Origin of the sequence: Legionella sp. (genome assembly GCF_049790535.1) — a bacterium.
GTDB lineage: Bacteria > Pseudomonadota > Gammaproteobacteria > Legionellales > Legionellaceae > Legionella.
Genome location: NZ_JBAQZB010000091.1, coordinates 30,545 through 42,084 on the forward strand (window position 1 = coordinate 30,545; position 11,540 = coordinate 42,084).

Genomic DNA, 11,540 nt, shown 5'->3' on the forward strand with positions numbered 1-11,540 from the left:
GGGAATTAGTTTGCCAACATCACATCCAAAGATAAATATTTGTAATTTAATTTTTTTAGGTGATAGCCTTTCAGATAGGGGGACTTTTTATAAACGCAAGTTATTTGATTTTATTCCTTTAAAATATTTGTATGTAAAAGGATATCGTTCTTCACCCAGAGAAAGATTTACTAATGGATTTGTTTGGGGTGATTATGTGTGTGCGGCTATTATAGAAGAATATGAAATAGATGCTCAAAGAAAGAAACGGAAATTAGGACAAAATTCTTCTGCTAATGCGGATATATCCGATGCTATTTTAATTAATGAGTCGCAATCACGACAAAAAAATGAAGAAGCGTTTAGCTTAAACGATGATCGGCATATTTTATATAATGGAAAGCGTTTTGCGAGATTTTATTGTGAGGCGGGCTTAACTTCATACGATTACACCACCAAATTGACTATTGATCTTGTCGAGGAAGGAGCAAGATTAACAGTGACCAACTTGGAATCTAAAAGAAAATTATTAATTCAGGACGATAAAAAATATAAAATCGATGCAATCGAGAAATATGAAACATTGGTTGTTGAATGGTCAGGTGCTAATGATTTACTTACTGTTAATAAAAAACCTTCTTTAATGGCGGCTAATAATGCAGTCAACTCACGCATAGAAAATCTTGAAATTTTGATTAAGAATGGCTATAGGAATTTTGTTTTATTTAATTTACCCGATCTCTCATTAACTCCAAGATACCAAGTTAAAAGTAAGGAGGAACAAGAAGTTGCTCGCCAATGTTCGATTTATTTTAATGAGCAATTGGCAAATAAAATGCAGCAACTTCAAAAAAAATATCAAAATTTAAATTTACCTGTGCGTCTTTCTATTTTTGATGTCAATTCACATTTTAAAGAAATTTATGATAATCCTAAAAAATATAATTTAGATGAAAATAAATTAAAATTTTCTTATCTTGATTCAGAAGAATTTAAACAAAATCAAAAAAATTCAGCAGAGAAGGGAGAACACATTTCTCCTTCAACGGATTATATGTTTTGGGATGGTATACATCCTAGTATGCGAATACATTCCTTGCTAGCTGAAAAATTTGAAGAAACATATAATCCAATTTTTAAATTTATTGAATCAGATTCTGTACCTTATGCTCATTTTCCGGTAAAGGTATTAAAAATTTTAGATGATATCTATTTAAATGCCATGAGTATGGAAAAATCATCTAAATCAGAGCGTCAAAGAAAAGGAGAATTACTCAAACAATTTAATTCGGGGTTGAAGTGTAAAAGTGGTAATTTACAGGAGATGCATCTCTACATAAAATCATTTATTGAGAATACAGAGCATATGAACCTGTTGAAAAAGCATAATAATCCTATCTTTGATTTTTTTGCAGGCATAAAAACTACGCGATCTGAAGACTATTTTAAGACGTTGATAAAGATGATTGAGGAAGAGGATAAGAATATCTCTCAAGAGAAGTCTTTCGTGATTCATGGATAAAAAGTAATGTAAGTTTTGGAAAGACTATTTGATTTCGTCTCTCCCTCGATCCGTCCGAGCAGCTATACCCATCATTAAAATGATCATTGGATTTTTCATTACCATAAATCACGAATGTATTGCATCGAGGTTTTGAGAGATAGCCAGGCATCCTCAAATCGCCCTTTTGCTGTTAACTTCGCTTGTGATTCTATATAGTGTGAGAGGACGCCCACCGAGGTGTGGGGAGGTAAAACAGGTACATCTGGATTAGTAAATACCTCCACTAATACAGCACCTTCATAAGATAAAGCCTCTTGTAGTGTGCTTTCTAGCTGTTCAGGCTTGTGAATACTGTAACCACGAATTCCGCATGCTTCAGCTACTTGGACAAAATTGGGATTAGCCATTTTGGTTTGCCAATCGGGTAATCCTGCTACTTGCATTTCCAGTTCAACCATTCCTAAGACACGATTATTAAATATAATTAATTTTATCGGTAATTTATATTGGGCAATTGTCATTAAATCGCCCAAGAGCATGGAAATTCCACCATCTCCGCAAAGGGCTATTACTTGGCGATGAGGTGAATGTAATGCAGCTCCAATAGCCTGTGGCATGGCATTAGCCATAGAGCCATGAGAAAAACTTCCCATTAAAGAGCGTTTTCCTGTGCCGTGAATATATCGCGCAACCCAAACAGCGCACATGCCTGTATCCGCAGTAAAAATAGCATCTTCATTCGCTAATTTATCCAAAATAGCAGCTAAAAACTCAGGTTTAATCAAATTATTTTCACCTTGATCATGTGCATGATGATGTTGGTTCTTGAGAACTGTTTCATAATCTTTCAAACAAGTTTGTAAGAAATGATCCTCTGTTTTAGACTCAATTAATGGCAATAAGGCATTTAATGTTGGAGCTATATCACCAGTTAGTCCTGTATGTAAGGCTACTCTTCGTCCAAGACGTTCTGGTTTAGTATCGATTTGCACTATATTCACTTCACCATCAAGAAATTCTCTCCATGGAAAATCACTACCAAGCATTAATAAAAGCTTACTTTGGGTAACTGCGCGAGCACCAGCACTGCTTCCCAAAAGCCCCGTCATTCCAACCGCATAAGGATTGTCGTATTCAAAGGTCATTTTAGCTTTCAAAGTGTAGGCAATCGGTGCGTTTAATTTTTTTGCCAATTCAAGTACTTGTGGACGGGCGTTCATCGAGCCAATTCCAGCATAAATACTTACAGTGTCCGAATTATTTATAAGTGATGCCAACTGCCGCAATTCACTATCAGAAGGACGTATTACTGGCGAAGGCCGATAAAGAGTGGCTAACGGAATTTGCTCGTACGCTTTTTGCATCATCAAATCACCTGGAAAAGCAATGACGCCTACTCCTTTGTTAGTCCAGGCATGTTGTAATGCTTGTTGGGTCATCCTTGATATTTGTTTTGGAGTTTGCGCTAGTTCATTATAATAACTGCATCCATCAAATATGCTTAAATCGGTAGCTTGAAAGCTTTCACTACCATAGTTATCAGAGATGATTGTGGAAGCTAAAGCCAACACTGGTGCGCCCCAACGATGAGCATCGTATAATCCGTTAAGGAGATGAACATGTCCAGGACCAGCACTTCCAGCACAACACCCTAAACCACCTAATACACCCTCAGCCATTGCTGCAAAAGCTCCTGCCTCTTCATGACGAACATGTATCCATTCAATTGTGCCATCGCGGCGCAATGCATCATTTAAAAAGTTTAGACTATCACCGGTAATACCATAAATTCGACGAATCCCTGCAGCTTTAAGTAGTTCGACCATTTGTTCGGCGGTAGTTAGCCCCATAATTCTCATCCATTGAATAATTGATTTAGCCTTCTTGCACAGCCCTACTGTAGAGATAAATAGCTTCGTTAATTAAATGCACGAACCTCAGTCAGTAGTACTTTTTTGTACTCATTTAATATTATGGCATAGATCATAATTGTCAAATAATTAAACGTAAGTACATCAAGCTGTGGAGGCTTCTGCTAGCCTATAAGAGTGGCAAATGGTCTTTAAATATCTCGGAGAACGCTATAAAGGCCGGTATCTTTTAAAAAGCCACCTTAACTCTGATTTCACTGCGAAAAATTTTGCGGATCTTGCTGACAATATGATATAAGGAGTTTGGATCTTATTGCCGAACCTGAGAACGATGTGCGAAATCCATTAGCATTTGCAGAGTTTTTTTTCACACAGATCAGCTTTTATGTCCAGTAAAAATGGTTTCAGACAGAGGAGCAAGCTGATTTTGTAGGTAAACAGTTAAGTGTAAGGGGCTATTAATGAATGTTTTAAAAATTGATTTTGAACAGCCTAATGCAAAGAGTTTGTTCGCTTTTTCATTACATCATACCGGTTTTGCAGTGTTAGAGAATCATCCTATAGATATTGGTTTGATTAATGCTATTTATCATGAGTGGAACACATTTTTTAAAAGTGAAGAAAAGTACCAGTATTTATTTCATGTGGAAACTCAGGATGGATTTTTCCCTGCATCAATTTCTGAAAAGGCAAAGGGAGCAAGACTTAAAGATTTGAAAGAATTTTATCAGTATTACCCATGGGGGCAATTTCCCAAATCGATGACCGATAAAACGAAACTTCTTTACCAACAATTAAATCAATTAGCAAGCTACTTATTATTTTGGTTGCAAGAAGAATTACCTAATGAAATTGCAGATAAATTGTCTATGCCTTTATCTACAATGATTCAGCATAGCGAACAAACAATGTTAAGAATTTTGCACTATCCTCCTTTATTAGGGGATGAACCAGTCGGAGCAGTTCGTGCAGCAGCTCATGAAGATATTAATTTAATTACATTACTAGTTGGTGCAACGAGTTCTGGTTTACAGATAAAAGATAACTTTGAACGCTGGTATGAAGTCCCTTGCTCAAAAGAAAGTATCGCTGTAAATGTTGGTGATATGCTGGCTTTAGCTACGGATAATTATTATCGATCGACTACGCATAGAGTTATTAATCCTGATGCAAGTCATACGGCCAGATTATCCATGCCATTATTTTTACATCCTAGGCCCAATGTCAAATTATCATCGGAGATAACAGCAGCTCATTATTTGCATGAGCGATTGGTTGAATTAGGTTTGAAAGAGTAAGATTGTGAACATTGTGTGGTTATCCGAGGAGGTGGTTTATGCGTCATGGAGCAAATGGTTTTGCCAATACGTTCTAAAAAGTCAGTATTCATTCATCATCAAGACCTTGGGGAGGCTGAACTAACCTCTCAGGTTTACCATGGGAAGATAGTAACACTGAACGTTTAATTGATTATTTCAGAAAGCAAGGTATATTTGCTAAAAAAACTTCACCGCAGCGTTTTGGTAATGAATTTCTTGCAATGCGAGTATTTTATAACTTAACGAAACAAGTACTACGATCTCTTAAGGGAGAACAAAATGCAAATCTTTTGCAAGAAAGAAAAGGAACTATTAGTCTTTTTGCTAACAGACTAAATCAAAATCTTGCAGCTTCAAGTGATGTTATTTTTAAAAAAGAGCATTTTAATAACGCTAGTTTGATGGCGTGTTGATTATAATTAATACATTTTGCTTTTTTTATGAAAAATTGCTAAAATGTCATGAATTATTTATATGAGCTAAAAATCATGTCCAATTTTGATAATTTTAAATCGTTTATATTCCCAAGCAACATCACTCAACGAGATCTGATTACTGCTGTCCATAAACAAGGTTATGCAGCTTCGGATTTTGACGATGCATTTTACAAACTTATTAATAAAACTACTGAGCGTGATTTACAAATTATCTTAGCTCCTTTCCTACGTGAGCTTGCTATTAGACACCTAAGAGAAGGTACAACAGAATATGTCCAAGCATTTCGCCAGGAATATGATGCTGTTTTTGGTGTGCTAGGCAAGGTAGAACCGGGTGATGCAATTAGTGTAAAGGCATTTCTTACTCACCAAGCTAAACCTTATATTTACGCAACAGATATTGAAGCAGGTGCTTTGGCTGATCTGTTAGGAGTGACTTTTGCTTGTACACAAGTCAATGACCAAGATATTGAATCTTATCCTCCCTATATCAATTATCGTTCATCGCAAAAGGATACTAAGATTATTCACTTATATAATCGCCCTGGTTTACATTTTTTTGTGGTGGAAGGGAATTTTAGCAGTACCCTTGCAGACGGTAATTGTTTATATAATGGCTTTGCACAAATAATACGTCAATTGCTTCTCGAAGAAGAGCAACAAGAAATAAGTGTTTATGTTAATCAAGAAAACATTTTAGCTAGAATCAAAAATATTGCGCCTGTGCCAGTAGCTGATCTTGTCGCCAGAATTCGTGCAGAACATAAAAACAAAGTCGACATTGTTGCGCTAAAGCAAGCAGTTGTTTTAGTGCAAAAAGATAATATAAAGCAATCTTTAGTCGCTATCAAGCCTAAGCTATTTTCTATGTCACATCAGTATGATAACAAGCAAATAGTTGCGCAAAAACTAAATGTAAAATTATTAGAGCAAAAAAAAAACTTCTAGACCAAATTTCCCAAATGACTCAACAAGGTGATAATTTAAGAAAGCGAGGTCATCAACATGTTGCTGAGCAGGTAAATAAATTAGCCCAGCGATTAGATGATCAGGTTAATCTCTTTTTTAATCAAAAGAATATGCGAGGTGAATTTCTCACATTTAAAAAAGAATGTTTAACTGAACTCACTCAAGCTAAAACTTGGGCAAAAAATCATCGTGGTTACAAGCAAGTTTTTTTTGATTTTTTACAAACTGTAACTGTGATTGGCGCTCTTTTAGGAGGAATTCAATGGTGTATCAAGGGTAGATATTCGCTGTTTCCTGTACACACAAGGACATTAAAGTTAATTAATGAAAACTGTCAAACTTTAACTAAAATGCAAATAAGTTAGATTCAGCTAAATAATTGTCCAAGTGATAATGCCCCCTGTATAGTAAGAAATATCACTTTGATTGCCATTCCAGGATTGGCTTACAGGCAAAGAAATACCAACTTGAACAATTATTTTGGGTGTAGAGAACCAAAGCGAAGGAGTTAAATAGATAATAGAACCACCTGTATTTGGAACAATATGCGATGCTAATTTTGTTTTGTCACTGTACTGACCATTTAATTCGAGCAAACCCAAAAATAAATATTTATTTTCCTTACTGTTAATGGCGTGACCTATCCCCATATTGTAATAATACTGTGTTCCTTGTTGAATTGAATGTTGTTCGTCTATGAACAAGACCCCTGGAGCAATAAAACCATACCAGTCAACTAGGGTACGTGCATAGGTACTCCCAATGAAATAGCTAAACGCATTAAAACTAGAAGGAGCGTTTTCTCTTGAGAATCCCGATATACGTTGACCGGGGTTATTCTTTTTAGAAATCTCTTTTAAATTACTTAAAGGAAATGTAGTAGAGAAAATGATGGTTGCTTGATCAGAGTATTTTGAGTTTTCGTGACTATAAAAAGCATATTCTAGATCTATAGGCACATCGCCCATACCCGATAGATTTTGAGTGCCATTTTTATAATTTAAAGCATAGGGTATGGTGATTAAAAGGGAGGCTGAATCTGTTATTCCATAAAGTATTGAGGGGGTTTCTTCTGTAATGCGCTGTGTGAGGCTGTATAGGTAACTGGGGTTAAAAGAAACAGTAAGTTGATTCTTATTAATAATATTTTGACCAAAAGAAAAAAACGGAGCAGGTTGTTGAGAGCTTGGTAAGGAAAAATTGCCTTTACTTGGTGGTTGGTTGGTCTCAACTGCTGCTGATATGTTTGAATAATTTATAAATAATAAAAATAACAATCTTTGGAGAGATCTTAAAAGATCAGTTTGTTTTTGCATCGTATTCCCTACTCCTGACAAATATATTATTTTAATTCTCGCATTATGCATTACTTCATCTAAACTAGAATAGTTTTTAACGTTAGTTGTAAATTTCCACGCTACTTGTATTTGCTAGGGAATGCCTTAAAATTCACTTTATGTTATACATTATATTTATTTAGAGAACTTCATGTCTGATTTTTATCAGGATTTCAATACGCGTCGCACTTTTGCAATTATTTCTCACCCTGATGCAGGTAAAACAACAGTTACGGAAAAGTTACTTTTATTTGGAGGCGCTATTCAGTTAGCAGGGACAGTTAAGGGTCGTAAGGCTGATAGACATGCTACTTCGGACTGGATGGAGATGGAAAAAGAGCGTGGAATTTCGATTACTACTTCAGTAATGCAGTTTGTTCATAATCACCATGTGATGAATTTGTTAGATACCCCCGGCCATGAAGATTTTTCCGAGGATACTTACCGCACGCTTACTGCTGTGGATTCTGCTTTAATGGTTATTGATGTAGCTAAAGGTGTAGAAGATCGAACTGTTAAATTGATGGAGGTTTGCCGTTTACGTGATACTCCAATCATGACCTTCATTAATAAATTGGATCGAGAAGGGCGTGAACCTATTGATTTACTTGATGAAGTTGAATCAGTACTGGGTATTAAATGTGCACCAGTCACGTGGCCGGTAGGAATGGGAAAACGCTTTAAAGGTATTTATCATCGCTATGAAGATAGTGTTTATCTATATGAAGCAGGTAAAAACGCGCAAAAGCAAAATGCCCTTCAAATTAAGGGTTTAGATAATTCACAGTTAGATGATTTATTAGGTGATAGTGCACAAGAACTGCGTGATGAAATTGAATTAGTAAAAGGTGCATCATACGAATTTGATTTGGAAGAATATTTAGCTGGCAAAATGACACCTGTTTATTTTGGATCGGCGATTAATAATTTTGGTATCAAAGAATTATTAGATGATTATGTGCGCTATGCCCCAGGTCCTCAGCCTCGAATTGCTCAGGAACGAACCGTATCTGCTGCTGAAGAAGCATTCTCGGGATTTGTATTTAAGATTCAAGCAAATATGGACCCTAAACATAGAGACAGAATCGCCTTTTTACGAGTATGTTCCGGGACATATAAAAAAGGGATGAAGTTAAGCCATTTACGTATTGGTAAAGAGGTGCAGATTTCTAATGCATTAACTTTTATGGCGGGTGATCGTTCACATACTGAAATTGCTTTATCTGGAGATATTATTGGTTTGCATAATCATGGCACTATTCGCATTGGTGACACATTTACTCAAGGAGAGCAGTTAAAATTTACTGGTATTCCTAATTTTGCTCCTGAGCTGTTTCGTTTAGTACGTTTACGAGATCCTCTCAAGAGTAAGGCTTTGTTAAAAGGATTAATTGAGTTATCAGAAGAGGGTGCAACACAAGTATTTAGACCTTTAAACAGCAATCAATTGATTTTGGGTGCCGTAGGGATATTGCAATTTGATGTGGTTGCTCATCGCTTAAAACATGAATATAAAGTGGATTGTATTTATGAGTCAGTCACAGTGTCTTGTGCACGTTGGGTTTATGCAGAGAATGATAAGGCTATGAGTGAGTTTCGTACTAAAGCCTATGATTATTTGGCTTTAGATGGGAGTGAGGCGTTAATGTATCTTGCTCCAACGCGAGTAAATTTAACTATGGCCGAAGAAAGGTATCCTAAAATTAAATTCCATGCAACCCGTGAGCATTAAACAGATGTTTTAACCCACGGTGTCATACAAAGAAGGTAACTGATCACTGCAAGGAGTCAAGTCATCTCCGCACTAAACGCGTCTGACTTGCGTCTAAAGTTGACTGTCTGTTCGCTCTGGCTTTCCCAGAAGAGAATGGAGAATTTTCAAAGCTTTATTTGCGCTTTGAGAGTAAATGTGAGAAATTTTTTTATTTTTTTCCTTTTCTTGGTGGCTGGTTATAACCTTATTAATTAAATCAGGTGGAACAACTTGCTTTAACAGTGTGTTGGCCTAAGTTAGTGATTTCAACTCTAGCTCCAGAGTCTGCATTGATTTTCAGATTTTCGTTAGGATGGATGGTAACTTGAAATGTTTCGCCTGCTAATAAAGGAATATCATTAATTTTTCCTTTCTTAGCCAATACCACTAAAAAAAGGGTGATATCTTCATCTTCAGTACTCATTTTGCAATTAGCTTCAATGGGCCAAAATAGGTAATTGGTAAAAATTTGTGGTTGATTTGATGGTAAATCGTATTCAATGGTGATATTTTGTAACTGCATAGCACTCTTTTCTAAGGAGTAAGAGCTGGTGCTTAATGAGGCAGCTATACAAAATAAACCAAAACTTATTTTTCTTAGCATAAAAAATTACTCCAAAAGTAAAAATTAGCCGGTTAAGATACCTTTATTTTTCTTTTTTAGCAAATTAATGAATTATTTTTGACCATGCAATTCTTGTGATTATTATTTGCTAATAGTTATTTTAAATTTCACTCTGTTGTTAAAAAAATCTTTATAATGGGCGATACAGCGAATTTTCGAACATTTTTAGCACAACATAGCCTACAAATAGAGTTATCAGGAATGGAGGAATAGAAATATCTTTACAACGCAAAAAGTGCTTTGGAAATAGATTCTGTCATTGTTTTTGCATCGCCAAATAGCATGTATGTGTTGTCATGAAAGAACAATTCATTTTCAACACCGGCGTATCCAGGTGACATACTGCGTTTAACAAATAAAACTGTTTTTGCTTTTTCAACTTCCAATATAGGCATCCCATAGATAGGGGAACTGGAATCAGTTTTTGCTGCAGGATTAGTTATGTCATTAGCACCAATAACGAAAGCTACATCACAACTTGCAAAATCTTGATTAATTTCACTTTGTTCAAATACTCGATCATAAGGAATGTTTGCTTCAGCAAGTAACACATTCATATGCCCTGGCATGCGGCCTGCCACCGGATGAATTGCAAAACGTACTCTTATGGAGCGTTTTTCTAGAGTATCTACTAATTCTTTAACAGCATGTTGGGCATGCGCCACAGCCATGCCGTAGCCAGGAATGATAATAACCTCTTTAGCATTACTTAAGAGAAATGCTGCGTCTTCACCATTACCTTGGCGCACAGAACGTAATTCAATTCCTGCAGGTGTTGATGAGGTACTTCCTGAGGTGTGTATGCCACCAAAAATCACATTAAAAATGGATCGGTTCATGCCAATGCACATAATGTAACTTAAAATCGCCCCGCTGGCGCCTACTAATGCACCTGTAATCACCAGTAAATCATTGTTCAGAGTAAAACCAATACCTGCAGCAGCCCATCCTGAATAGGAGTTTAGCATGGAAATAACTACCGGCATGTCCGCACCACCAATAGGAATGATAAGTAAAACACCAATTAAAAAGGACAAGATTGTCATAGCGCAAAAGAAAACAAAGGATTGGCTCATAAAAAATAAAATTAATAAAACAAGAATAGCAAAAGCGATAATCAGATTCGCTGTATTTTGACCGGCAAATTTTATTGGAATACCGGACATGATTTCTTGTAGTTTTAAAAAGGCAACTAGTGATCCAGAAAAGGTAATGGCTCCAATAATTAATCCCAAACTCATTTCTACCAAGCTAGTTTTAGCAAGGGCGCCAGGCGTACCAATATGAAACGATTCAGGTGATAAATAGGCGCAGAAGGCAACTAATACCGCAGCCATACCTACTAATGAATGAAATGCAGCAACCAATTGAGGTATGGCAGTCATGTTGATTTTTAATGCGATTAAGGTGCCAACTAGACCACCAGCAATGATTAAGCTAACTAATAAAAGGGGATGATGGACGAATGGCATCATTAGTGTGGAACTAACTGCTAAGATCATCCCGAAAATTCCCAGTAGGTTTCCTCTTCTTGAACTGGACGGACTGGCCAGACCTTTTAATGCTAAAATAAAACACACCGCCGATAATAAATAAAACAGGGGAACCAGGCTCGTCATAAGAATTCATCCTTTATTTTTGTGTAACTGTTTACTTCCTTCGTCAGATACATAATGATCAACTAGCTAATTAAAGAAGAGGGTACTTTTACATATTCTTAATTATTTTTTATACATGCGTAACATG

At 36.1% G+C, this 11,540-nt stretch carries 9 protein-coding genes; 5 read left to right on the plus strand and 4 right to left on the minus strand.

Going from position 1 to position 11,540, the window contains the following annotated elements:
* The first annotated feature begins 10 nt into the window (after positions 1-10).
* Complete coding sequence (locus WA877_RS05350; RefSeq protein WP_425169903.1) at positions 11-1,501, plus strand: SGNH/GDSL hydrolase family protein; 1,491 nt, start codon at positions 11-13, stop codon at positions 1,499-1,501.
* Between the two features lie 98 nt (positions 1,502-1,599).
* Here the strand turns inward: WA877_RS05350 and WA877_RS05355 are convergent, their stop codons facing one another.
* Positions 1,600-3,333 carry a thiamine pyrophosphate-dependent enzyme gene (locus tag WA877_RS05355; RefSeq protein ID WP_425169904.1) on the minus strand — a complete coding sequence of 578 codons (1,734 nt, stop codon included), beginning with the start codon at positions 3,331-3,333 and terminating at the stop codon, positions 1,600-1,602.
* 482 nt (positions 3,334-3,815) lie between these two features.
* On the opposite strand from WA877_RS05355, the gene WA877_RS05360 reads away from it, so the two are divergent.
* From WA877_RS05360 to WA877_RS05370, 3 genes are all read left to right on the plus strand, one after another.
* Positions 3,816-4,652 carry a 2OG-Fe(II) oxygenase family protein gene (locus tag WA877_RS05360; protein WP_425169905.1) on the plus strand — a complete coding sequence of 279 codons (837 nt, stop codon included), beginning with the start codon at positions 3,816-3,818 and terminating at the stop codon, positions 4,650-4,652.
* A 509-nt stretch (positions 4,653-5,161) separates the two neighbouring features.
* Complete coding sequence (locus WA877_RS05365) at positions 5,162-6,058, plus strand: OTU domain-containing protein (protein WP_425169906.1); 897 nt, start codon at positions 5,162-5,164, stop codon at positions 6,056-6,058.
* A gap of 14 nt (positions 6,059-6,072) precedes the next feature.
* Positions 6,073-6,444, plus strand: coding sequence for a hypothetical protein (locus WA877_RS05370; RefSeq protein WP_425169907.1), 372 nt, complete (start codon positions 6,073-6,075; stop codon positions 6,442-6,444).
* A gap of 6 nt (positions 6,445-6,450) precedes the next feature.
* On the opposite strand, the gene WA877_RS05375 is transcribed toward WA877_RS05370, so the two are convergent.
* Complete coding sequence (locus WA877_RS05375; RefSeq protein WP_425169908.1) at positions 6,451-7,395, minus strand: hypothetical protein; 945 nt, start codon at positions 7,393-7,395, stop codon at positions 6,451-6,453.
* A 172-nt stretch (positions 7,396-7,567) separates the two neighbouring features.
* On the opposite strand from WA877_RS05375, the gene WA877_RS05380 reads away from it, so the two are divergent.
* Positions 7,568-9,148 carry a peptide chain release factor 3 gene (locus tag WA877_RS05380; RefSeq protein ID WP_425169909.1) on the plus strand — a complete coding sequence of 527 codons (1,581 nt, stop codon included), beginning with the start codon at positions 7,568-7,570 and terminating at the stop codon, positions 9,146-9,148.
* A 238-nt stretch (positions 9,149-9,386) separates the two neighbouring features.
* Here WA877_RS05380 and WA877_RS05385 read toward each other — a convergent pair whose 3' ends face one another.
* Both WA877_RS05385 and WA877_RS05390 read right to left on the minus strand, forming a co-directional pair.
* Positions 9,387-9,773 (minus strand): hypothetical protein, encoded by a 387-nt coding sequence (locus WA877_RS05385; protein WP_425169910.1) that lies wholly within the window; start codon positions 9,771-9,773, stop codon positions 9,387-9,389.
* Positions 9,774-10,015: 242 nt separating this feature from the next.
* Positions 10,016-11,413, minus strand: coding sequence for an NAD(P)(+) transhydrogenase (Re/Si-specific) subunit beta (locus tag WA877_RS05390; RefSeq protein WP_425169911.1), 1,398 nt, complete (start codon positions 11,411-11,413; stop codon positions 10,016-10,018).
* Between the last annotated feature and the right edge of the window lie 127 nt (positions 11,414-11,540).